Origin of the sequence: Flavobacterium sp. ARAG 55.4 (assembly GCF_051846875.1) — a bacterium.
Lineage (GTDB): Bacteria > Bacteroidota > Bacteroidia > Flavobacteriales > Flavobacteriaceae > Flavobacterium > Flavobacterium plantiphilum.
Map to the genome: position 1 here is coordinate 150,746 of NZ_JBPYCT010000001.1, position 23,358 is coordinate 174,103.

A 23,358-nucleotide genomic window follows, 5' to 3' on the forward strand; every position below is an offset into this window, starting at 1 on the left:
ACTCAATTTTTTTAAAATTGTTGTCCAATAATGAAATGAGTTTCCCATCCGTTTGGAGTATTCGATCCTGGCAAGGCATCAAATCCATGTCCGAAATCAATTCCTAATAACCCAAATGCCGGCATAAATACTCTTAAACCAACTCCGGCTGAACGTTTAATGTCAAATGGATTATAGCTTTTAAAATTTTCAAAAGAGTTACCCGCTTCTAAAAATGCCAATGCATAAATGGATGCTGCCGCTTTTAATGTTATAGGATAACGTAATTCCATTGAGAATTTATTGTATACCGTAGCTCCGATTTGTTGTCCGTTTCTAGGGTCAGTTGCATCGTCAATGATTGGTGTCAAAGAGTTGTTTGGATACCCTCTCAACTGTACTGTTTCTCTTCCGTCCATAGAATAATTAGCCATACCGTCTCCACCTACATAAAAACGTTCAAAAGGAACCAGTCCTCTGTCCTGATTATAGGCACCCAGAAATCCAAATTCAGTTAATGTTCTTAAAACAAATTTACCATAAACTTTGGTATACCAATCAGCTTTAAATTTAATTTTATAATATTCAAGCCAATTAAATTTCTTCTGGTCTAATTTTCCCTGATCAACTCTTGCTTCCTGAAAAGTAGCTACTACATTTCCATTTGAATCTATATAATTCCCGTCACTATTTTTTGCTTTGTAAGCTTCTTCTTGCTCTAAAGCTTTGTAATCTATTTTGTTAAATAATGAATAAGGTGGCGTTATCTTAGCTGAAAGACTAAATTCAGATCCATAAGTAGGGAATATAGGATTTACCCCTTTATTGCTTCTGGAAAGTCCTACTGTATAAGCAAGGTTTCTTGAGGCTCCGTCTCCAAATGTAAATAACCCAGTGTTATAATTATTTAAATCGTAATGCTGATAACTGATAGACTGTGACAATACAAAAAAGTCATCCGGAACAGTTAATCTTTTTGCAAGACCTACAGATACGGTAAATATGTTAAAACTTTGGGATTTATCTACTTTGAAAGTAGTGAAATTGTTTGCAAATTGTTTACTGTATGAAATAGAGGTGCTAAATTGTACCGGTTTTTTTTGTCCAAACCATGGCTCAGAGAAAGAAACACTGTACGTCTGGAAATAAGTACTTCCTTGTAAGCGCAAAGATACTTTTTGACCATCTCCCATAGGAAGCGGTTTGTAGGCAGCTTTGTTCATGATATTTCTTGCTGAGAAATTGTTGAACGAAAGTCCCAGTGTCCCGATAAAGCCACCTCCACCGTAACCACCCTGTAATTCTATCTGGCTGGAGCCTTTTTCTACAAGATTGTATTCAATATCTACGGTTCCTGCAGCACCATCAACATTTTTAAATTTAGGATCAATAGATTCCGGATCAAAATAACCCAATTGACCAATTTCCCGAACCGTTCTTACCAGCTCTTCTTTGCTATATTTTTCTCCCGGTTTTGTTCTTAATTCCCGGTAGATTACGCGGTCATTTGTTTTATCGTTTCCTACTACTGTGATGTGGTTGAAATAAGCCAAAGGTCCTTCGGTGACTCTGATCTCAAAGTCAATAGTGTCATTAGCTGTTTTTACCTCCACAGCATTGATATTTGAAAACAAGTAACCGTTATTCTGATATAAATTGGTAATGTCTTCACCGTCAGGTTTCGTTTTGTCGGCAATTCGTTTTTCCAGTAAAACTCCGTTATAGGTTTCCCCTTTTTTTATACCTAAGATTCTGTTTAAAAACTGATCTGAATATACGGAATTTCCTAAAAACTTGATGTCGCCAAAATAATATTTATTTCCTTCTTCAATATTTATTTTAATATCTAAAGTATTCTTTTTTTGATTATATGCTACTGAATCTGAGACAATACGCGCATCTCGATATCCTTTTTCTTTGTAGTTTTCAATTATTTTTTCTAAATCCTCTTTGTATTTTTCTTTGATAAATTTAGAGGCTTTTAATAATCGGATAGGATTTTTTTGTTTCGTATTTTTCATCGCTTTACGCAAACTTTTATCTGATAGTTTGGTATTGCCTTCAAAATCGATATTACTGATTTTTATTTTGTCGCCTTTGTCTACACTCACCACCATGTTTACCTGATTGATGGTAGCGGTATCTTTTACAACATTAATGTTGACTTTGGTTTTAAAATAACCGTCTTTTTTATATTTATTTTCAATGTAATTTTTAGTTGTAGTAATTAAGTTTTCATTTACCACTTTACCTTTTGTCAGGCTATTGTCTTTGATGAGTCCTTCAACTTTACCTTTTTTAACACCTGTAAATTTAACATCATTCAGTTTTGGTAATTCTACGATGTCTAAATCCAGATAAATGCTGTCATTATCTATATGGTTGACGTAAAAAGCAATTTCGTCGAAAAGGCCCAGTTTTCCAAGTTTTTTGATGGCAGAACTAATTTGTTCTCCCGGTACAGTAATTTCCTGACCTTTTTGCAATCCGGCAAACGTCACTACAGTCTGATCGTTAAAACTAATTTTATTAGTCAGTTCAACTTTAGCTAATATATATTTTTTACCTTGGTCGAATGGTACTCTGTCTTGTGCCTTAATTTGTGAAAAACTTCCCAACAATGCAAGGGAAAGTAATGCTTTTATACTTTTATTCAACACTAAAAAATTATTTAATTTGTTCACTTGTTTTTCCAAATCTACGTTCTCTTTTTTGATAACTACTAAGCGCCTCATAAAGGTGCTCTTCTCTGAAATCAGGCCACATAACCTCAGAAAAAAATAATTCAGCATAAGCAATTTGCCATAGTAAGAAATTGCTTATCCTGTGTTCTCCACTTGTCCTGATTAATAAATCGACATCAGGCAAATTTTGCGTGTAAAGATGCTCATTTATAATTGAATCGTCAATAGAGTCGATTGAAATTATATTATTTTTAACTTTATCAGAAATTCTCTTTACAGCGTTTACAATTTCCTCTCTCGACCCATAACTGAGGGCTAATGTAAGCGTCATTCGGGAGTTATTCTTCGTTTTTTCTATTACTTCCAAAAGCTCTTTCTGGGCTGATTTTGGCATCATGTCTAAGTTCCCGATTGCGTTGAGTTTGATGCCATTTTCCTGAAAAGTAATAAATTCTTTTTGCAAAGAATTTATCAGTATCTTCATGAGTGTCTTTACTTCCAGTTTTGGCCGGTTCCAGTTTTCAGTAGAAAAGGCATATAAAGTAAGGTTTTTTATCCCTAATTTAATGCAGCTTTCTATAGTAACCCGTACTGATTTAGTTCCGTTTTCATGACCTATTGTTCTTAATAAACCCTGTTTTTTAGCCCAGCGGCCATTTCCATCCATAATGATGGCCAGGTGCTGAGGCAAATTGCTTTTATCTATAGTATCTAGTACACTCATTTCTTATTCTGCACAATAGCATGGTTTTTCGCCAAAGGTATACGTTAATGTTATACCTGAAAAAACATACCAGTCGTTATTGTTTAAATTTCCAAATCTCAGGTCGCTAAAACTTTCTTCCTTAGGATTACTTCCGTCCAGATTGTCTGTAAAAGTATAGCGTGCTCCAATTTCGGCTGCAAGTATCAGTCTTCTCGAAATATTTGATTTTATTCCCAGAATCATCGGAATTGCAATGGAGTTTCTTCCTTTGTTTTTCTTTGTTTCACCAGCTTCAATATATAAATCATCGTATCTTAAAACATTTATTCCGGAAGTCACATACGGTGTGATTTTCTGGTCTAAAGTATGAAGATTAAAATCAAAAAAGTTGAATTCAAGGGCTAAAGATAGTTCTTTTATGCTATTTTCAAAATGATAGGCTCTCAGACTTCTGCCAGACTCTTCTGAATCAAGGTCGTCAGCAGTAATTGCAGATTGAGAATATGAAATTCTCCACGAGTGTCTTGGACTTCTGTTCCATTTGTACAAAATACCAAAAGCAGGCTCATTAGGAGCGATATAGGTGGTCTTACCCACATCCCCAATAAAATTGCTGCCTCCCAGAAAAACACCTATTTCGTGTATTTGTCCCTGTAATGTCCCGCACAAAAATAAACCGGCTGCTATGCTTAAAATTTTTTTCATTTTCATAGAAAATTGCTTGCAAATATAATAATTATCAATACGAATCAATGCTGATTAAAATAAATGTACCTTTTTTTGAAAAAATAATAATTTACCTTAATCAGAATTAGTTTTTGTTAAACTAAAACGGGAAAATTGACGCGTATTGTATAAAATGAAGATTTTAAAAAATTAATTTCTTTTATCTTCTCCCCAAAGCAATTTTGTTCTTAATGTTTTTAAGAAAGTTTCATTAGGTATTTCAACCATATTTATTTGAAAAGGAGTCTTTTTAATGGTTAATACGGATTCATTTCTAACCGAAGTAATTCTTGAGTCTAATGAAACCAGATAATTTTCTTCTCTCCCGGAAACTTTTAACATGATTTCTGTTGCATCAGGAATTACAAGGGGTCTTGCATTGAGATTATGTGGGGCGATAGGGGTGATGACCAGACTTTGTACATCCGGAGTAAGAATGGGACCGCCACAACTTAAAGAATATCCTGTTGAACCGGTAGGCGTTGAAATAATTAAACCATCTGCCCAGTATGAGTTTAAAATTTCTCCATTAAGATAAGTATCAATAGTAATCATCGATGTAGTGTCTTTCCGGCTTACAGAAACTTCATTCATGGCAAAATTAATGTCATTTAAAGCTTCATTTTCAGGAAAAGAGGTCAGACTCAGCAGAGTTCTTTTGGAAAGAGTATATCTTTTTTCGATTACAATTTGTAAAAATTCATCAATGTTTTCTTTTTGAACGGTGGCCAGAAATCCCAGCCTCCCCGCATTAATCCCTAAAATAGGAATGCCGGAATCTCTCACTAAGGTGGCTGCTCTTAATATAGTTCCGTCTCCGCCAATGCTTAAAAGCATGTCAAAACTGCTGTCTAATTCGTTATGGGAAGAAAATGTTTTGTATTCTTTTTCAATAATCTTTTTTTCCTGAATTAATGCTAAAAAATTTGACTCTATAACGATTTCAATATTGTTTCTGTTAAAAAAAACAAAGATGTCTTTAATGATAGGTTCTGTGCTATTTTGATAATATTGACCGTAAATGGCTATCTTCATTGGGGTTACATGTTAAGGTATTTGTCTAAATAGTCTGAACGTTCTTTTAAATTAGTGATATAAGAGTCTTCGTGATGTTCTGAAATTATTTCATAATTATACCTTCTGAAAGTCTGGATAATTTCATTAATAGCTCCCGAACTTATTTTTATAGTTACTTCAACGCTGTTAATGTCAGATTCCGAAATAAACAAACCTAAAAGTTTACCATTATTGCTTTCAACAATCTGAGTGATTTGACTCATTGAATAATCCAAAACTCCTTTCCTGATTTTTACAATACGTCCTTGTTCTTTTAAAAAAGGAGTCTGGTTAAAAAAGCTCATAATATCCTCAAGCTCATAATATCCTGCATAAATATTGTTTTCGTCTAAAACAGGAATCAAGTTAGAATGATGTTTGGCGAAAACTTCCAGAACTTCCAGCCAGATAGCATTTGTCCTTGTGAAAAATGGTTCCAGACTGTATTTATAATCAGTTATTGTTTTTTGTTCTTCAAAAGTTTCAATGTCTTCAGCCGAAACACTACCTATATATACGCCGTCTTCTAAAACAGGGAAATGAGAGAAATTGAAATCTCCTAAAAAATCCCTTACAACAGCAATAGATTCCTGACTGTCAATGGCTTTAAAATCGTTCGTTATGTAGTTTGTAATATCCATTTTATCTGAGTACTCAATTTTTATGCAAAATAATCAAAAAAAGGCAAAAACGCCTAGCTTTTACTTTGTATTTTTGTAACCAGGTTATAGTTTTTCGTAATTAAAAAACGTTTTTAATGACAAAGTTAAGTGTAAATATCAATAAAATAGCTACTTTACGTAATGCCCGTGGGGGAAATGTTCCCGATTTATTAAAAGTAGCCACTGATATTCAAAAATTTGGTGGACAGGGAATCACCATCCATCCACGTCCGGATGAACGTCACATTCGCTATCAGGATGCGCGCGATTTAAAATCAATTGTTTATACAGAATATAATATTGAAGGTAATCCGCAACATAATTTCGTAGATTTAGTTTTAGAGTCTAAGCCGGATCAGGTAACTCTGGTTCCTGATGCTATAGGTGCTATTACATCTTCAGCAGGATGGGATACCATTAAAAATCAGGCGTATTTAACCGAGATGATACAGGAATTTCAGCGCAACGGAATCAGAACTTCCATTTTTGTGGATCCTGAATTAGAAATGATTGAAGGTGCTAAAAAAACCGGAACGGACAGAATTGAATTGTATACCGAAGCTTTTGCACATCAATACAGTTTAGGAAACGAGAAAGGAATTGATCCATATGTAAAATCGGCTGTTTTAGCCAATGAATTGGGTTTAGGAATCAATGCAGGACATGATTTAAGTTTGGATAATATTCAGTTTTTTAAACAAAATATCCCCGGATTATTAGAGGTTTCTATTGGTCACGCTTTAATTGCTGAGGCTTTGTATCTTGGTTTAGAAAACGTGGTTAATATGTATTTACGAAAATTAAAATAATAGTTTGATTTAGATTGAAAAGTGTTGATTTTGTTTTGAAATCATTTCTGCAATCTAAAAATCTGCAATCTAAAATATAGAATCAAATGCTTTATTCAAAAATAGAAGGAGAAGGAAAAGCTTTTTTAATTATTCATGGATTTCTGGGAATGTCAGACAACTGGAAAACTTTAGGAGGACAATTTGCTGACAAAGGTTTTCAGGTTCATATGCTCGATATGCGTAATCACGGGCGTAGCGTGCAATCAGAAGATTTTAGTTATGAATTAATGGTTCAGGATATTCTGGAATACTGTCAGGAGCATGCTTTACAATCTGTTAATTTATTGGGGCATTCGATGGGAGGAAAAGCGGCAATGCTTTTTGCTTCCAGATATCCTGAAATGGTCGATAAATTAATCGTAGCTGATATTGGACCAAAATATTATGCGCCACATCATCAGACTATTTTAGCGGGACTGAATGCTGTAGATTTTTCGGTAAAACCAAGTCGTGCAGATGTGGAAGCAATCTTAAGTCAGTATATAACTGATTTTGGAACCAGGCAGTTTTTATTGAAAAACCTATATTGGCATGAGCCGGGACAGTTAGCTTTCCGGTTTAATTTATCTGTGTTTAATAAGAAAATTGAAGAAATAGGAGTGGCATTGCCCTCTGAATTAATTTTTGAAAAACCAACTCTTTTTATACGTGGAGGTAGTTCTAATTATATCTTAGATTCCGATATTGAAAATATTGCCGAGCATTTCCCGTTAATGAAACTGGAAACAATTCCAAATGCCGGACATTGGCTTCATGCTGAAAATCCAGCGTTATTTTTTCAAATGGTCATTTCGTTTTTGAAATAAAAACATTTTTTTTAATTTATTATCGAAAGCAGCAATTATGTATTTGCTGCTTTTTTTAAATATGTTTTGATAAATGTATAAAAAACACTTATGTTTGTTCTGTTTTGAAAACTAACTTTTTAACCCATTATACCAAAATAAAATGTACACATTTATTCGCTTTAAAGAAAAAGCTCTAAATACAAAAGCAATTGTTCTCATTTTTTTAACGCTTGTTTTTTCAGCCTGCAGTTCTGTGAAAAATAAAAACAGCCATCCAAAAATGGATGCGTATTTAATGACTTATTTTAAAGATGATACCCACGGATTGTATTTTGCCCTGAGTGATGATGGCTATACATTTACGGATGTTAATAGCGGGAAACCTGTTGTTGCCGGGGATACTATTGCAGAGCAAAAAGGAATTCGCGATCCTTATATCATGCGTGGCAACGATGGTTATTTTTACATTGCCATGACCGATTTACATATTTACGGCAAACAAAAAGGCTATCGTGACACCGAATGGGAACGTCCCGGAGATAAATACGATTGGGGAAATAATCGGGATTTGGTTTTGATGAAATCCAAAGATTTGATTCACTGGTCGCATTCTGTTTTAGATATTAATAAAGCTTATCCCGAATGGAATGTGGGTTGCGTGTGGGCACCTGAACTGATTTATGATGAAGCTAAAGACAGAATCATGATTTATTTTACCATGCGAAAGGGAAAAGGAAAGACCAAATTGTATTATGCTTATATGAATAAGGATTTTACAGCTCTTGAAACTACTCCGGAAATTCTTTTTGATTATCCGGATGAAACCAAACAAATTTTAGATGCTGATATTACAAAATTACCTGACGGAAGATTTTGCATGATGTATGTGGCACAGGAAAGTCCGGGAGGGATTAAAGTGGCCTTTTCGGATAAAATAAATACAGATTATGTGTACCAGCCGGAACAAATTGATTTTGAAAAAAAATCATGTGAAGCGCCTAATGTTTTTAAGCGTATTGGTGAGAGTAAATGGGTGTTGATGTATGATGTTTTTAGTGTAAATCCACACAATTTTGGATTTGCTGAAACTACCGATTTTAAAACCTTTACTAATTTGGGACATTTTGATCAGGGAGTGATGAAACGCACTAATTTTTCGGTTCAAAAGCATGGTTCGGTAATTCATCTGACCAGAAAAGAAGCGGAACTTTTAGCTAAGCATTGGAAATAATTTTTTTGAATAAAACAACTGGTAGAATTGCAAAATAAAACACGAATGTTTGTCCTTGTGATTTTATTATTTAAAAATAATTGTACTTTTATAAAAGTTTAAAAAATAGGCAGAAATGAAATTAATTATAAAAGTTCTTACTACTTCAGTTTTAGTATTATTGATTTCTCATTTTATGAGTGGCGTTCATGTAGCGAGTTTTACAACTGCACTTTTTGTTGCTGTAGTCTTGGGTTTACTCAATCTTTTTATTAAACCGGTTTTGGTGTTGTTTACTTTACCTATAACCATTTTCACGCTGGGATTATTTCTGTTGGTGATTAATGGTCTGATAATTATTTTATGTGACAACATTGTAGGCGGATTTGATGTTGATAACTTCTTTACAGCATTATTATTCAGCATTATTTTATCGGTTTCACAGTCACTTGTGAGTCTTTTGTTAGGAGATAAATAGTCAGATCGATTTATAAAAAAATCATAAAACACAGTGTTTTTACTTTTGCCGAAGCAAAAATGTTTAATTTTGTGCTTTGTAAGATTCGAAAATGAATAAAATCCACTTCATATTGATTGTATTGCTGGGCTTCTTCCTGATGCCCGGATCAACCTATGCATGTGGTACCGATTCAGGCAATCATTCCTGTAAGATGGAAATGACTTCTAAAACAAAAATGAAAGATTGCTGTAGTAAAAAAACACAGTCTAAAGAATCAAAAGACAAAGGCTGTTCCGGTAAATGTGGACAGTTCATGTGTAATGTATCTTCAGTAAATATTGCAATTGCTTCCTCAATTCAATATGAAATTCTAAATATGAATTTCAATTTTTCAGAAAAAAAACAAAACTTTTCTCAGGCTATATCTGTTCCTTTGGACGGATATGCCACACTTTGGCTTATTCCTAAAATAGGCTAATTTTCTTTGCTGATAGCCATTGGTCTGTCTGTTTGAAAGCAAATTACTTATAAATTCATTTATTCTTTCAGGGCAATTTAAAAGGCAATAGTTTATTGAGACTATTTGTTATGAATTAGCCTGTTCACAAAAAAACATTCAATCATGAAATCATTAAAAAAAATAATGACAGCAACATTCGTATTGCTGTCAATGCTAAGCATTAATGCACAAATTAAAAATAAAAAAACAGCCAACGTAAAAATAGCAGGCAATTGCGAAATGTGTAAAAAGACTATTGAAACTGCCGGAAATATTAAGAAAACTGCGATGGTAAACTGGAATGTAGATTCAAAAATAGCACAAATAACTTATGATTCCTCAAAGACAAATCCGGAAGAAATTTTAAAACGGATTGCTGATGCCGGTTATGAAAATGAAGAATTTGTTGCTAATGATAAGCAGTACAATAAACTTCACAGCTGTTGTCAATATGATAGAAATACAATTAAAAAAGAGGCTAAAAAATAGCTAAATAGTTCATTTCACTACAGTCTTAAGAGAATTAGGCTTAAGACTGTAGTGAACTCATAAACTTCAAAAAAATAAAAAGATGAAAACAGATATAATTATAAAAAGATTCATTGTTCTGATGCTGCTCATAGGCATGACAAGTTCGTATGCACAAATTTCAAAAGCCGAAATTACGGCGACAGGTTTGACCTGTTCCATGTGTTCTAACGCCATCAACAAACAATTGAAAGCAATGCCTGAAGTAGAAAAAGTAATGATCGATCTGAACAGCAATACATTTGTGGTAAATTTTAAAAAGAACAGTTTAATAACTCCGCAGGATTTAAAGCATAATATTGAAAAAACAGGTTTTTTTGTTGGTTCTATGATTTTGACTATGAATGCCGAGAATGTAAAACCCAAAGACAACAGCAGTTTTAAAAACGAAACAGGGACTTATGTTTTTGTAAACCCTGTTACGAAACCGGAAGGTGACAAATTAAGGCTAAAAATATTAAACAGCGGTTTTGTTACAAAAAAAGAGTATAAAAAAACGGCAAAAATGCTCTTAAAATACACTGTTTCAGGGAAAGAGGAAGGGATTTATTATGTAAAAACAATTTAAATGAAATATTTTGCAATCATAGTAAGTTTTTTATCTCTTCAAACTAACGCACAGGAGTTGTTTGTCATGACTGAGCCAGCCAGTAATATGCCTACGGCTTCAATAGGATTGAGAGACATGAGTCTTTTTGCATTCAAGAAAACAGAGGGGTACAATTATCATAACATGCCCGAATTGATGTGGGGCGTCAACAAAGACTGGATGATTCATGCTTCGGCATTTTTAAGTGACAGAGGAGGGGATTTAAAATTAGAAGGAGGTAGTTTATATGCTAAATACCGTTTTTTATCAGTTGACGACTTGCATAGTCATTTTCGATTGGCGGCTTACGGAAGACTAAGTACCAGTAATGCGCAGATTCATCAGGAGGATATTGAAACTATGGGGATGAATTCAGGATATGAAATTGGAACTGTGGCAACGCAACTAATCAATAAAACCGCTTTGAGTGCAAGTATTAGTTATGAAAGAGCCCTGAATAATCAGAATAATATTTTTCCTGAGGACTTCAGTAACAGTGCAATGAATTATACTTTTTCGGTCGGGCAATTGATGTATCCTAAAAAATATACTAATTTTAAGCAAACAAACATTAATGCAATGCTGGAATTTTTAGGTCAGCGACTGAATCAAAATGGGAAATCTTATTTAGATGTTGTACCTTCGGTTCAGTTTATTATCAACAGTCAGGCCCGAATAGATCTGGCTTACAGGCGTCAGGTGTATTCGGATATGCAACGCATTAGCGCTAATAGTATTTTACTCAAATTAGAGTATACTTTTTTTAATGTAACCAATTAGTTTAATGATTTTAAAATTTGAAAAATGAAAAAAATATTACTGAGTTCTGTTTTATTAGCAGTGCTTGTTCTGGGGTGTAATCAAAAAAATAAAGAGGAAAAAACTACCGAAGGACAAGTAATTGTAAAAACCGATGCGAAATATAGCTGTCCAATGCACCCTGAAGAAATTGGGAAAAAAGGCGATATTTGTAAAGAATGCGGAATGGATTTAGAACCGGTAAAACAGGCTGAAGCAGGTGATACTAAAGTTGAAATAACAGAAGTTAGTGATGCGGTTAAAGCGTCCGTTTCAACAGATGCAATTATTGATGCATATTTAAAAATTAAAAATGCTCTGGCAAATGATGATGGAAAAGAAGCTACAAAAGCAGCCCATGATTTTGCCCAAGCAGTTTCAGCGACTAAAACCGATAAGATTACGAAAGAATTATTGACTAAATATTTGAATATTACTGATGAGGCAAAAGAGCAAGCAGAATTAATTGTTTCAAATGATGGAAAAATTGCGCAGCAAAGAATGTATTTTGCTGTTTTAAGTAAAGATATTACTAATCTGATTGCTACTTTTGGAACCAATAAAAAATTGTTTCAGGATTATTGCCCAATGTATAATGAAGGAAAAAGTGGTTATTGGATAAGCGAACTGAAAGAAATCAGAAATCCGTATTATGGTTCTGAAATGCTAAGCTGTGGCGGAATGATTAAAGAAATTCAATAATCATTTTTGATTTATTAACCACAAAATTAATTTCATTAAAATCCTGGCTTCATCTTGAGTTAGGATTTTTTTGTTAAGTTCAAAAAAATAATTTCCAAAATGAGAGTTTATATCAAGAATATGGTTTGCAGCCGCTGCGAAATGGCAGTGAAGACAGTCTTCGAAAAAATAGAAATTCCGATACTTTCGATGCAGTTGGGGCAGGTTGAGATTTCGAAAGAACTGAGTGAAACACAAAAACACTTATTGTCTGAAGACCTCAAAGACTTAGGTTTTGAATTATTGGATGATAAAATAAGCAAAACCATTGAAAGAATAAAAAATCTGATTGTAACCTTAGTTCATTATCAGAATGAGAAACTCAAAGTAAACTTGTCCGGTTACATTGTCGATGATTTAAAACAGGATTATAGTGCGTTGAGCAATTTGTTTTCTGAAACCGAAGGAATTACAATCGAGCATTATTTTATTGCTCAAAAAATAGAAAAAGTAAAAGAATTATTGATTTATAACGAACTTAGTCTGAGTCAAATTGCTTTTCAGTTGAACTATAGTAGTGTGGCGCATTTGAGCAATCAATTTAAAAAGACTACTGGAATAACGCCGACACAATTCAAACAGCTAGAAGACAAAAAAAGAAGGCAGATAGACGAATTATAAATCATACAAATCGTTTCCATAATTATGTAATAGTGTGCGTGTTTTTAATTTTGAAATTTGTTATATCAAATAAAGAAACATGAAAAAGTACAGCTATACCATCAGTGGGATGCATTGTAATTCTTGCCGGACAAAAGTTGAAAATGCACTCAACAGCATAGAAGGAGCAGAAGCGGAAGTCACTTTAGATCCGCCAAAAGCCGAGATTTCGATGCAAGAACCCATCCAGATTTCTCAGTTTCAGGAAGTGATTGCTCAGGCAGGAAATTATACTATAAAAGTTTTTAATCCTAATGATTTAAAATTAAAAGTAACTGAAACAGTTGCTCCGGCTCCGCCACCAAATGCAGTGGGTAAATACTATTGTCCTATGTTTTGCGAAGGGGACAAAGTCTATGACGAACCCGGAAATTGTCCTGTTTGTGGGATGGATTTAGTAACCGTGGAAGTATCTGAAGAGGAAGAAAATAAAAGCTATACTCATTTAGAGCATAAAATGAAAATTGCATTGCTGTTTACTATTCCTGTTTTCATTATTGCTATGTCAGATATGATTCCTAATAATCCTTTAATGAGAATTACGAATATGAAAACCTGGAACTGGGTGCAATTTGTGCTATCGCTTCCGGTGGTTTTTTATGCAGCTTGGATGTTTTTTAAACGTGCCTGGAAATCAGTAGTTACCTGGAATCTCAATATGTTTACGCTTATCGGAATCGGTTCAGGAATGGCTTTTTTATTTAGTGTTTTCGGATTACTCTTTCCGGAATTTTTTCCGGCTGAATTTAAAACCGATGGTGGAAGTGTGCATCTTTATTTTGAAGCAACAACTGTTATTTTAAGCTTAGTTTTATTAGGACAGCTATTAGAAGCCAAAGCGCATAATAAAACCAGCGGTGCTCTGAAAGAACTGATGAAGTTAGCGCCTGTTGAAGCAGTTTTGGTACTGGATGGAAAAGATAAAGTGATTTCGATACACGATATCAAAAAAGGGGATTTATTACGTGTAAAACCGGGAGACAAAATTCCCGTGGATGGAAAAATAGTTGAAGGAGAAAGTACTATTGATGAGTCAATGATTTCGGGAGAACCCATTCCGGTAGATAAAAAAGCAGACGATGCGGTAGTGGCAGGAACCATTAACGGCAATCAGTCTTTTATAATGGTGGCAGAAAAAGTTGGTTCGGAAACCCTGCTTTCGCAAATTATACAAATGGTGAATGATGCCAGTCGATCCCGTGCACCAATTCAAAAATTAGCGGATAAAATTGCAAAATATTTTGTGCCCGCAGTAGTCGCTGTTTCGGTGATTACATTTCTCGTCTGGGCAAAATTCGGTCCCGAAGAAAATGCTTTGATGTATGGTTTTATTAATGCTGTTGCAGTTTTAATTATAGCCTGTCCCTGTGCTTTAGGCTTAGCCACACCCATGTCAGTAATGGTGGGAGTGGGTAAAGGCGCCCAATCAGGAATATTGATAAAAAATGCTGAAGCTTTAGAAAAAACGGATAAGGTAAACGTACTCGTTACTGATAAAACAGGAACAATTACAGAAGGAAAACCTTCTGTAGAAAAACTGTATGCGATTCATAACAACGAAGATGAGTTGTTACAAATAATTGCTTCTTTAAATCAATATAGCGAACATCCTTTGGCGCAGGCTGTAGTCCATTTTGCGGAAGTGAAAAACATAAAATTATCAGAAACTAAACAATTTGAATCCGTAACAGGAAAAGGGGTAGTGGGAATGGTTTCTAATAAAAAAGTGGCTTTAGGAAATAAAAAATTAATGGATGAACTGAAAGTTTCGGTTGAGGAATCATTAGAAAAACAAGTTACAGCTGAGCAAAAGCTTGGAAAAACAGTTTCTTATATTTCAATCGATGAAACTGCTGCAGGATTTGTAACCATCACTGATGCTATAAAAAAGAATAGTGTTAAGGCCATAAAAACACTAATAAATCAGGGGGTTGAAGTGATTATGCTTACCGGAGACAACAAAAACACCGCTAAGGCTGTAGCTGATCAGTTGCATCTGAGTTCGTTTGTGGCAGATTGTTTGCCGCAGGATAAACTCAAAGTGATTCAGAAATGGCAGTCCGAAGGCAAGATTGTGGCTATGGCCGGAGACGGAATTAATGATGCTCCGGCATTAGCGCAAGCAGATATTGGGATTGCAATGGGAACCGGAACCGATGTAGCGATTGAAAGTGCAAAAATTACGCTGGTAAAAGGCGATTTGCAAGGAATTGTAAAAGCCAAACAATTGAGCCATGCGGTGATGAAAAACATTCATCAGAATTTATTCTTCGCTTTTTTTTATAACATACTGGGAATTCCTGTTGCTGCGGGTATTTTATATCCATTTTTCGGAATTTTGCTTTCACCAATGATTGCTGCCTTGGCAATGAGTTTTAGTTCGGTTTCGGTAATTGCGAATGCGTTGCGATTGCGTAATTTAAAATTATAGAAATCATGAATAAGATATTATACCTGTTTTGTTTTTTTGTGATGGGTCAGTTTGTAAATGCTCAGGAAAAAAAAGTAGCTCAAGATTACTATTATACTTGTGTAATGCATCCTGAAATTCATGAATCAAAATCTGGAGATTGTTCGAAATGTGGCATGGAATTGGTAAAAGTGAAAATTAAGAAGTCTAAAAAAGAAGCAGTTAAAAAGGAGATCCCAGTAAAGTCAATTCCTAAAAATCCTGTAAAGATTAAAAAAGAAATTGAGGTATCTAAGAGTGAACCAACTAAACCCGCTGATTTGCCAAAAGAAAGCACCGTTGTAGAAAAGAAAGTTTTACCAAAAACTATTTCTAAAAAGGTACGTTATGATTTGTTTGTTCGTGACACAATGGTAACTTTTGCTGGAAAATCTAAACATGCCATTGCTGTAAACGGTCAAATTCCAATGCCAACATTAACTTTTACCGAAGGAGATACAGCTGAAATTTATGTGCATAACAAATTAAAAACAGGAACTTCTTTGCATTGGCATGGATTGTTTTTGTCTAATAAAGAGGATGGTGTTCCTTATTTGACTCAGATGCCTATTGAACCCGGAACAACACATAAATATACTTTTCCAATAATTCAAAATGGGACACATTGGTATCATAGTCATTCTGGAATGCAGGAACAAATAGGAATGTATGGTGCATTGATTTTGAAGAAAAAACCAGAAGATGAAACTTTTAGAAAGGGTATTGATGATATTCCACAAGTTCCCATTATTTTGAGTGAATGGACTAATTACAAGCCTGATAATGTTCATAGGATGCTGCACAATGCTACCGATTGGTTTGCCATTAAAAAAGGAACGACTCAAAGTTATACTGAAGCAATAAAAGAAGGGCATTTTAAAACCAAATTAAACAACGAATGGAAACGGATGCTGGCTATGGATGTGAGTGATGTATATTATGATAAATTCTTAATCAACGGGCAGAATGAAAGCCAATTGTCTCAATTTAAAGCAGGCGACAAAGTGCGTTTGCGAATTTCTAATGCCGGAGCATCGTCTTATTTTTGGTTGACCTATGCTGGTGGAAAAATGACTGTAGTGGCTAATGACGGAAACGATGTAGAACCCGTTGAAGTGAATCGATTGATTATTGGGGTTTCTGAAACCTATGATGTAATTGTGACCATTCCGGAGAAAAATACTTCTTATGCTTTTTTAGCCACGCCAGAAGACAGAACCAAATCTGCTTCTATTTATATTGGAGAAGGTGTTAAGAAAGCCGCACATACTTTGCCTAAATTAAAATATTTTGAAGGCATGAAAATGATGAACGAGATGATGAATATAGATGGAACCATGAATGATATGGGTATGAAAATGAGTCTGCAAAAAATGGATATGAATTCCGTAATGTACCCCGAATCCTCCCCCAACCCCTCCAAAGGAGGGGAGGAAATGAGTGAAAATAAAATGGATCATTCCGCTCACGCAATGGATTCTAAAAAATCGGATATTGTTACTTTGAATTATTCGATGTTGAAATCGACTGTAAAAACTACACTTCCTGAGGATGCTCTTGTTCATGAATTACGTTTTGAATTGACTGGAAACATGAATCGGTATGTGTGGAGTATGGACAATAAAGTACTTTCAGAAACAGATAAAATTTTGATTAAAAAAGGAGAAAATGTTAGGATTACTTTGTACAACAATTCGATGATGCGTCACCCAATGCACTTGCACGGACATGATTTTAGAGTACTGAATGGTCAGGGGGATTATGCGCCTTTAAAAAACGTTTTGGATATTATGCCTATGGAGACCGATACAATAGAATTTGCCGCCAATACAGATGGAGACTGGTTTTTTCATTGTCATATTTTGTACCACATGATGGCAGGTATGAATCGGGTTTTTAGCTATGAAAACTCAGCAGTAAATCCTCTTTTGCCTAATAAAGAAGCGGCTTATAAGAAATTACAAGCCGAAAGTAATAGCTTGCATTTTATGGCAGAAAATGATTTTGCTACCAATGGGAATGATGGTCAGTTGATGTTTCAAAATGCAAGATGGAGTTTTGGTACCGAATGGCGATTAGGATATAAAGACCATCATAGTTACGAATCTGAAACTCATATTGGAAGGTATATCGGGAGAAATCAATGGTTGATGCCTTTTATTGGTTTTGATGCCCGTTATCGAAAATTAGAACATGGAGAAGTGGAGCAGAATTTATTTGGACAAAAAAGTACTAAGGATAAACGACTTCAGTTTAGTTTAGGAGTCAATTATACCTTACCACTTTTAGTAGTTGCACAAGCAGAAGTCTATCATGACGGAAATGTACGTTTGCAATTAATGCGGGAAGATATTCCTGTTTCAAAACGTTTGCGAATGACTTTTATGGTAAATACTGATAAAGAATATATGGCAGGATTTAAATATATTGTGGGTAAAAATATGGGAATTACAACACATTATGATAGTGATATGGGGATAGGTTTTGGATTGAATTTTAATTATTAATAGTCTTTGTTTGTAATTCGTATTTTTGATAAAAAATAATTATAATGCTGCAACTTTCAGAAATCTGGATTTATCCTGTAAAATCATTAGGCGGAATAGCCTTAAAAGAGTCAAAGGTGATGCCTCGAGGTTTAGAACACGACCGTAGATGGATGCTTGTGGATGAACATGGTGTTTTTATTACCCAAAGGGAATATCCTGAACTGGCTTTATTTCAGCCTGAAATTAACAATGGTTTTTTAAAAATTAGCTATAAAGGCAGACAGTCTGAAGCATTGCGTATTAGCCTGAATGAGAGCTCGGTAAAATCGGAAAATAAAGTTTGCGTTATGGTCTGGGAAGATAAGGTACACGCTAATGAGGTAAGTGCTGAAGCCAACAATTGGTTTACAGACCGATTGGGCTTTAAGGTTCGATTAGTTTATATGCCTGATGAAAGTCAGCGGAAAGTAGATCCCAATTATGCTGTTTCGCAAAGTGATATTACGTCTTTTTCAGATGGATTTCCGTATTTAATTATTGGTCAGTCTTCCTTAGATGATTTGAATTCACGTTTAGAAACGGCTCTTTCTGTAAAACGATTCCGACCTAATTTTGTTTTCACCGGTGGCGAGCCTTATGAAGAAGAAAGCTGGAAGGGATTTACTATTGGGAATTTAGATTTTTTTGGTGTTAAACCTTCCGGAAGGTGCGTTATCGTTACTGTAAATCCTGAATCAGGTGCTGTTGACGGTAAAGAGCCTTTGCGTACTTTGTCAAAATATAAGACAGTAAATAAAAAAGTAATTTTTGGTCAAAATGTAATCGCATTACAGGAAGGGAGTTTGAAAGTGGGTGATGAAATTGCTGTTTTGAAAAAGAGGTCAAATTGAACACTGTTGTCAGCTGAATGTGGATTTAAATAGGGTTTAACAAAATAGTTGTGAATCGATTTTTTCATGCTCGAAATATATTTTAAAAGTAGTTCCAATATTTACTTCGCTTTCGACTTCAATTTTACCATTCATAGATTCAATTTGGTTTTTGGTAATAAACAAACCAATACCTCTGGAGTCTTCATGTTGATGAAAAGTTTTGTACATACCAAAAAGTTTGTGTCCGTGTTTGTTTAAATCTATTCCTAAACCATTGTCAATGAATTTCAGAATGACATGTTTTGGGGTTTCTTCGGTTTGGATTTTTACAAAACTTTCTCTTTCTTTTGAACTGTATTTAATAGCATTAGTCATAAAATTCATGATAATACTGTCCAGATAAGCCGGAATTACTTTGATAGTGGTTTCTTTTTTAACTTCATTAATAATCCGTATGTTTTGTTTTTTTGCTACAGACATCAGACTGCTGGTGTTTTTGTCAATAAATGGTTTTAAGAAAACGCTTTCCAGTTTTTCTTTTGCCGAGAGGTTAATCTGAACCACTTCAGTGAGGTGCTTGATGGTTTCGGATAAATTAATGGATGATTTTTTTAAATAATCAAAATAATCTGTCTGGCTAAAGTCCGGAAATTCAGATTCGATTAATTCCATTAAAGAGCTGATGCCGCCAGAATGGGAACGCAAATTGTGTGAAACGATATAAGCAAAGTTTTTTAATCGCTCATTTTGAGATTCAGCAATTTCAAGTAATGATAATATTTCGCGTTCTACTTGTTTCATTTGGGTAATGTCTGTAGCTATTCCCAGAAAACCGCTAATATTTTTCTTTTGCTTAATTGCGGTTACTGAAAGTAAAACAGGAAATGTACTGCCGTCTTTTCTTTTGTAAGTCCACTCTTTGGTTTCTGCTTTACCTTTTTTTGCATTGTGAACAAAAACATCAAAACCATCTGTTTTTTCTCCAGTTTCTTCAAGAAGATTTTGCGCAACAGCTTCTACTTCTTCCTGAATATGAATAAGCTCAGGTGTTTGTTTGTTGATTAATTCTTCAGCATCATAACCCAATAGTTGTTCTGCTCCTTCATTGAAAGTAGTAATAATTCCTTTAGTATCTGTTCCAATAATAGCAACTTGAGTACTAGCATCCAAGAGAGCTTGGTTATAAGCAATGATATTTGCTAATTGGATTTCAAAGGTTTTTTGAGTTGTAATATCTACAATTTGAGAAATAAAATAAAGAATTTTTCCGTTTTCATCTTTTACCATTGATACGCCCAGAATCACATAGACGATTTCTCCGTTTTTATGGAAATAGCGTTTTTCCATGGTATAGCCATCGCGTTTTCCTCCAATTAATTCTTCAAGGAGAATTAAATCGGTTTCTAAATCATTAGGAAAGGTAATGTCCTGGAAAGTGAGTTTTAGTAATTCATCTTTGGTGTAACCTAGTATTTTGCATAGTCTTTTGTTGACTTTTAACCATTGTCCTTTTTCATTAAGCAAAGCCATACCAATGGCTGCCTGTTCAAAGTTAGCTCTAAAAGTCTCTTCGCTGACACGAAGTTTTTCCTGTCTTTCTTTTATTTCAGTTATGTCTTGAAAAGTCCCAAAAAGTTTGGTTCTTTTTCCATTTTCTTCCAATACTTTTCCTGAGGAACGTACCCATTTAAAATTGTTTTTTGCAGTAATAAAACGGCATTGAACATCAAAAGGTTCTCCTGTATTTATAGTGTTTTCTAAGGCATTTATAATAATATGTCTATCGTCAGGATGGTAAAATTCAATTCCTTTGGTTTTGTCAAAAATGAGATCATTGGCTACTTCATGAATTTGATAGACTTCATCAGTCCAGAAAACACTTCCGGTTTTGATGTCGAGTTCCCAGGCACCAATTTTATTAATGCGTTGACTTTCGTTGAATAAAAGATTTGTTTTTTTGAGGGTGTTATTTTGTTCTTCTAATAATGATGTTTTTTTTCGAAGTTCGAGTAACTTGATGGCTTGCTTAGCAAGCAGTTTTAAAGAATTAATCTGTTTTTCGGACAGTTTTTTAGGATTATCATCAATAACGCAGATTGTTCCTAAAGGGAAACCATTTTCTGTTACTAATGGCATACCTGCATAAAAAATTACCGTTGGGTAACCCGTAACCAGCGGATTATCCTGAAAACGCTTGTCTTTTCGGGCATCTTCAACAATAAAAACATTTTCGGGTTGATTAATGGCATGTGCACAGAAAGCTAATTCTTTTGGTGTTTCTCTTTCTTTTATACCATGATGCGATAAAAACCATTGTTTGTCATTAGTTATTAAACTAATTAGGGCAATTTTAGTCTCGCATATTTGGGCTGCCATTTGAGTTAAAAAATCATAATCTTCACTTTCTAATTCGCCTATTATTTTATAAGAATCTAATTCTGCAATTCTTTTTTCTTCATTTATGGGTATAGTAGGTTGTTGCATTCTTAGTGGGAATTTTAAATATCAGCATGCTTATAGGGGCTCCAAACATATGGCTGATTGCTGTGTTGTATAAATATATCAGTATTGTTTTGAATAACAAAATTTATTTTTAATTCTAATGATATTGAATAAATGAGTTTGCTCTGGTTTATAAAAAAACAAACTCGTTTTGTTGAAAACGAGTTTGTTGAGACTGTGGTGTTTTTTTTATTTGTTTGGTAACAAATAATTTTAAAATGAAGAAGCAGATAAATATGATGTCTGATTTTAATTCGTCTGAGTTTTTATCCACTTCGTTATTTCGGTTAAAGCAACCGGGGCGAGTGTTTGTTCAATGGTTGCATATTCCTGTGGTGAACCCGTTTCGCATTCCTGAAACAAATGGTTTAAGTTAGGAAGTTCTATTATGCTTACATTTTTATTTCCTCCTCTTGATAAGGCTGCTTTTATGGCTGCTAAATTTTCTTTTGGAGGTACTTGTAAATCTTTTTCGCCGTTAAGGGCTAATACCGGACATTTTACTTCTTCTAATGCTGTTGCAGGATTGTACTTGATGAAATACTGCATCCAGGGCGTTGCAATTTGTTGCATTTGCAATCTTACAAATTCTTCCTCAGTCATTCCGGACGGTTTTTCAGCGCTGGGATTTTGTTTTAAATAATGGGCTAAATCAGTTTGTAATTGTTCGGTGCTGGTAGATTTGTTTATAATGTCAAATATTTGAGTATTGTTGAATTTGATTTTTTCTAATGCTTCAGCACTCATTCCTGATGTTTTCCCGATTAATTGTTGTTGCAACAAAAGCAATTGGTCACCCTGAATTCCTGTTCCTGCCAGTAAAATGATAAAAGCTACGTCTTTAGATTGGGTTGCAACCATTGGGGCAATTATACCGCCTTCGCTGTGTCCGATTAAGCCAATTTTACTTTTGTTGATTTCCTTTCTGGTTTTTAAATACTCAATTGCGGCTTCAGCATCTGTGGCGAAGTCTGCAGTTGTGGCAGTTTTAAAATCCCCTTTTGAGGCTGCAACTCCTCTGTCATCATAACGTAATACGGCAATTCCGTTTTTAGTTAAGTAGTCAGAAAGTACCAGAAATGGTTTGTGCCCCATTAATTCCTCATCTCTGTTTTGAGGTCCGCTGCCGCTAATTAAAATCACCGCTGGGAAAACTCCTTCTTGTTTAGGTAATGTTAGTGTGCCTGATAAAGCTATTCCTGCTTTTTTATTTTCGAAAATAATATCTTCAGAATAATAAGAATACGGTTTTTTAGGTTCTTGTGGTCGAATAGGTATTTCTTTTTCTGCTTTTTCTTTTGATAGATTCAAAGGAAAATTTTGTCCCGATTGTTTAAAATTACCAATAATGGTGTTGTCTGTTCCTAAGGTTCCCTCGTATGCAATTTGAGCCTGAGCGATAGCCATTTTTAATACTGAGCTTTCAAAACTACTGCTGCTTACCGGAATTCCTTTGGCTCCCTGATCCGGGCTGTCCATTGTCGCGCTAATGCCATTTGCTGTTTTTTCGATATTAAATACCAATCTTAATTGTGCTCCCGGAACTTTTAAAACACCATGCCATTGACCTGTAATTTCCTGTCCAAAAAAGCTTAGAGAAATTAATCCCGCTAGAATTGTAAATGCTAATTTTTTCATTGATTGATTGTATTTTGTTTTTTTAATTCAATTTTTCCATCAAATTCTTTTGACTGGCTGTAAATTCTAATTCCTAACATTTTCCAGTCGATTGAGCCGGAAACATGATATTCATATAAATTATAGTTGATTTTATTTAGAAATACACTAGAAGGTTTCCATTCGGTTCCCATTTCGATTCCTGTCCTGTTTACAAAAGCTGTTAACAACTTGATTTCATTATTATCTGCTCCGTATCTAATTAACATGTGAAAATCTGTTAAAAGAGTGTGTTCAAGTTTTATGTCATTAAAAAAAGTGTTTCCTTTAAAATTTTCAGGTTCTGTTTTTTGGGATACATTTTGTAAGTCAAAAGTTTTTGTTTTTTTTGTCTTCATCTTTTGAGTTTATTTTAAAAGATATAAGACCTAAAACAAGAATAAGAGTGGCTGTGCCTCCTAAATTTTCACGAATAACATTCACTGCTTTAAA

21 protein-coding genes are annotated in these 23,358 nt (G+C 34.3%); 13 read left to right on the forward strand and 8 right to left on the reverse strand.

From position 1 onward, the window contains the following. Positions 1-11: 11 nt before the first annotated feature. The 5 genes from bamA to ACSV4D_RS00720 form a co-directional block, all read right to left on the reverse strand. On the reverse strand, positions 12-2,714 hold the full coding sequence (gene bamA, locus ACSV4D_RS00700; protein ID WP_439226766.1) for an outer membrane protein assembly factor BamA: 2,703 nt from the start codon (positions 2,712-2,714) through the stop codon (positions 12-14). Continuing rightward, positions 2,647-3,387 (reverse strand): isoprenyl transferase, encoded by a 741-nt coding sequence (locus ACSV4D_RS00705; protein WP_408080908.1) that lies wholly within the window; start codon positions 3,385-3,387, stop codon positions 2,647-2,649. The genes bamA and ACSV4D_RS00705 overlap by 68 nt, the downstream gene beginning before the upstream one ends. Before the next feature lie 3 nt (positions 3,388-3,390). Beyond that, positions 3,391-4,074: a DUF6089 family protein gene (locus ACSV4D_RS00710; protein ID WP_439226767.1), complete on the reverse strand. Its 684-nt coding sequence runs from the start codon at positions 4,072-4,074 to the stop codon at positions 3,391-3,393. Positions 4,075-4,245: 171 nt separating this feature from the next. Beyond that, complete coding sequence (locus ACSV4D_RS00715) at positions 4,246-5,130, reverse strand: NAD kinase (RefSeq protein WP_408080910.1); 885 nt, start codon at positions 5,128-5,130, stop codon at positions 4,246-4,248. Positions 5,131-5,135: 5 nt separating this feature from the next. After that, positions 5,136-5,792, reverse strand: coding sequence for a CBS domain-containing protein (locus ACSV4D_RS00720; protein WP_439226768.1), 657 nt, complete (start codon positions 5,790-5,792; stop codon positions 5,136-5,138). Positions 5,793-5,908: 116 nt separating this feature from the next. Here ACSV4D_RS00720 and ACSV4D_RS00725 point away from each other — a divergent pair, with 116 nt between their 5' ends. From ACSV4D_RS00725 to ACSV4D_RS00785, 13 genes are all read left to right on the forward strand, one after another. Continuing rightward, the gene (locus ACSV4D_RS00725; protein WP_439226769.1) at positions 5,909-6,622 is read left to right on the forward strand and encodes a pyridoxine 5'-phosphate synthase; all 714 of its coding nucleotides are present in this window, start codon (positions 5,909-5,911) and stop codon (positions 6,620-6,622) included. Positions 6,623-6,708: 86 nt separating this feature from the next. Continuing rightward, positions 6,709-7,470 carry an alpha/beta fold hydrolase gene (locus ACSV4D_RS00730; RefSeq protein ID WP_439226770.1) on the forward strand — a complete coding sequence of 254 codons (762 nt, stop codon included), beginning with the start codon at positions 6,709-6,711 and terminating at the stop codon, positions 7,468-7,470. 262 nt (positions 7,471-7,732) lie between these two features. Further along, positions 7,733-8,683 (forward strand): glycoside hydrolase family 43 protein, encoded by a 951-nt coding sequence (locus tag ACSV4D_RS00735; RefSeq protein WP_439226771.1) that lies wholly within the window; start codon positions 7,733-7,735, stop codon positions 8,681-8,683. A 115-nt stretch (positions 8,684-8,798) separates the two neighbouring features. After that, on the forward strand, positions 8,799-9,140 hold the full coding sequence (locus tag ACSV4D_RS00740) for a phage holin family protein (RefSeq protein ID WP_408080915.1): 342 nt from the start codon (positions 8,799-8,801) through the stop codon (positions 9,138-9,140). Between the two features lie 91 nt (positions 9,141-9,231). Then, the gene (locus tag ACSV4D_RS00745) at positions 9,232-9,600 is read left to right on the forward strand and encodes a hypothetical protein (RefSeq protein ID WP_439226772.1); all 369 of its coding nucleotides are present in this window, start codon (positions 9,232-9,234) and stop codon (positions 9,598-9,600) included. Positions 9,601-9,744: 144 nt separating this feature from the next. Then, positions 9,745-10,110: a heavy-metal-associated domain-containing protein gene (locus tag ACSV4D_RS00750; RefSeq protein WP_439226773.1), complete on the forward strand. Its 366-nt coding sequence runs from the start codon at positions 9,745-9,747 to the stop codon at positions 10,108-10,110. Between the two features lie 82 nt (positions 10,111-10,192). Next, positions 10,193-10,717, forward strand: a complete 525-nt coding sequence (locus ACSV4D_RS00755) for a heavy-metal-associated domain-containing protein (protein WP_439226774.1) — start codon at positions 10,193-10,195, stop codon at positions 10,715-10,717. Then, the gene (locus ACSV4D_RS00760; protein WP_439226775.1) at positions 10,718-11,518 is read left to right on the forward strand and encodes a hypothetical protein; all 801 of its coding nucleotides are present in this window, start codon (positions 10,718-10,720) and stop codon (positions 11,516-11,518) included. Between the two features lie 24 nt (positions 11,519-11,542). Continuing rightward, positions 11,543-12,238, forward strand: a complete 696-nt coding sequence (locus ACSV4D_RS00765; RefSeq protein ID WP_439226776.1) for a DUF3347 domain-containing protein — start codon at positions 11,543-11,545, stop codon at positions 12,236-12,238. 99 nt (positions 12,239-12,337) lie between these two features. Then, positions 12,338-12,898: a helix-turn-helix domain-containing protein gene (locus tag ACSV4D_RS00770; protein WP_439226777.1), complete on the forward strand. Its 561-nt coding sequence runs from the start codon at positions 12,338-12,340 to the stop codon at positions 12,896-12,898. A gap of 79 nt (positions 12,899-12,977) precedes the next feature. Next, positions 12,978-15,368, forward strand: a complete 2,391-nt coding sequence (locus tag ACSV4D_RS00775; protein WP_439226778.1) for a heavy metal translocating P-type ATPase — start codon at positions 12,978-12,980, stop codon at positions 15,366-15,368. 5 nt (positions 15,369-15,373) lie between these two features. Further along, positions 15,374-17,893 (forward strand): multicopper oxidase domain-containing protein, encoded by a 2,520-nt coding sequence (locus tag ACSV4D_RS00780; protein WP_439226779.1) that lies wholly within the window; start codon positions 15,374-15,376, stop codon positions 17,891-17,893. 44 nt (positions 17,894-17,937) lie between these two features. Then, positions 17,938-18,765 carry an MOSC domain-containing protein gene (locus ACSV4D_RS00785; RefSeq protein WP_439226780.1) on the forward strand — a complete coding sequence of 276 codons (828 nt, stop codon included), beginning with the start codon at positions 17,938-17,940 and terminating at the stop codon, positions 18,763-18,765. 36 nt (positions 18,766-18,801) lie between these two features. Here the strand turns inward: ACSV4D_RS00785 and ACSV4D_RS00790 are convergent, their stop codons facing one another. From ACSV4D_RS00790 to ACSV4D_RS00800, 3 genes are all read right to left on the reverse strand, one after another. Then, complete coding sequence (locus ACSV4D_RS00790) at positions 18,802-21,231, reverse strand: PAS domain S-box protein (RefSeq protein ID WP_439226781.1); 2,430 nt, start codon at positions 21,229-21,231, stop codon at positions 18,802-18,804. A gap of 267 nt (positions 21,232-21,498) precedes the next feature. Further along, a complete protein-coding gene (locus ACSV4D_RS00795) occupies positions 21,499-22,887 on the reverse strand; it encodes an alpha/beta hydrolase family protein (RefSeq protein ID WP_408080926.1) in 1,389 nt (462 codons plus the stop codon). Further along, positions 22,884-23,264, reverse strand: coding sequence for a hypothetical protein (locus ACSV4D_RS00800; RefSeq protein WP_439226782.1), 381 nt, complete (start codon positions 23,262-23,264; stop codon positions 22,884-22,886). The genes ACSV4D_RS00795 and ACSV4D_RS00800 overlap by 4 nt, the downstream gene beginning before the upstream one ends. Between the last annotated feature and the right edge of the window lie 94 nt (positions 23,265-23,358).

Coding starts and splice junctions, on each gene's coding strand:
- ACSV4D_RS00710 (WP_439226767.1), bottom strand. CDS start 4,074: ATGAAAAAAATTTTAAGCATAGCAGCCGGTTTATTTTTGTGCGGGACA.
- ACSV4D_RS00790 (WP_439226781.1), bottom strand. CDS start 21,231: ATGCAACAACCTACTATACCCATAAATGAAGAAAAAAGAATTGCAGAA.
- ACSV4D_RS00800 (WP_439226782.1), bottom strand. CDS start 23,264: ATGAAGACAAAAAAAACAAAAACTTTTGACTTACAAAATGTATCCCAA.
- ACSV4D_RS00760 (WP_439226775.1), top strand. CDS start 10,718: ATGAAATATTTTGCAATCATAGTAAGTTTTTTATCTCTTCAAACTAAC.
- ACSV4D_RS00735 (WP_439226771.1), top strand. CDS start 7,733: ATGGATGCGTATTTAATGACTTATTTTAAAGATGATACCCACGGATTG.
- ACSV4D_RS00770 (WP_439226777.1), top strand. CDS start 12,338: ATGAGAGTTTATATCAAGAATATGGTTTGCAGCCGCTGCGAAATGGCA.
- ACSV4D_RS00730 (WP_439226770.1), top strand. CDS start 6,709: ATGCTTTATTCAAAAATAGAAGGAGAAGGAAAAGCTTTTTTAATTATT.
- ACSV4D_RS00745 (WP_439226772.1), top strand. CDS start 9,232: ATGAATAAAATCCACTTCATATTGATTGTATTGCTGGGCTTCTTCCTG.
- ACSV4D_RS00740 (WP_408080915.1), top strand. CDS start 8,799: ATGAAATTAATTATAAAAGTTCTTACTACTTCAGTTTTAGTATTATTG.
- ACSV4D_RS00705 (WP_408080908.1), bottom strand. CDS start 3,387: ATGAGTGTACTAGATACTATAGATAAAAGCAATTTGCCTCAGCACCTG.
- ACSV4D_RS00750 (WP_439226773.1), top strand. CDS start 9,745: ATGAAATCATTAAAAAAAATAATGACAGCAACATTCGTATTGCTGTCA.
- ACSV4D_RS00720 (WP_439226768.1), bottom strand. CDS start 5,792: ATGGATATTACAAACTACATAACGAACGATTTTAAAGCCATTGACAGT.
- ACSV4D_RS00775 (WP_439226778.1), top strand. CDS start 12,978: ATGAAAAAGTACAGCTATACCATCAGTGGGATGCATTGTAATTCTTGC.
- ACSV4D_RS00765 (WP_439226776.1), top strand. CDS start 11,543: ATGAAAAAAATATTACTGAGTTCTGTTTTATTAGCAGTGCTTGTTCTG.
- ACSV4D_RS00785 (WP_439226780.1), top strand. CDS start 17,938: ATGCTGCAACTTTCAGAAATCTGGATTTATCCTGTAAAATCATTAGGC.
- ACSV4D_RS00755 (WP_439226774.1), top strand. CDS start 10,193: ATGAAAACAGATATAATTATAAAAAGATTCATTGTTCTGATGCTGCTC.
- ACSV4D_RS00780 (WP_439226779.1), top strand. CDS start 15,374: ATGAATAAGATATTATACCTGTTTTGTTTTTTTGTGATGGGTCAGTTT.
- bamA (WP_439226766.1), bottom strand. CDS start 2,714: ATGAGGCGCTTAGTAGTTATCAAAAAAGAGAACGTAGATTTGGAAAAA.
- ACSV4D_RS00715 (WP_408080910.1), bottom strand. CDS start 5,130: ATGAAGATAGCCATTTACGGTCAATATTATCAAAATAGCACAGAACCT.
- ACSV4D_RS00725 (WP_439226769.1), top strand. CDS start 5,909: ATGACAAAGTTAAGTGTAAATATCAATAAAATAGCTACTTTACGTAAT.
- ACSV4D_RS00795 (WP_408080926.1), bottom strand. CDS start 22,887: ATGAAAAAATTAGCATTTACAATTCTAGCGGGATTAATTTCTCTAAGC.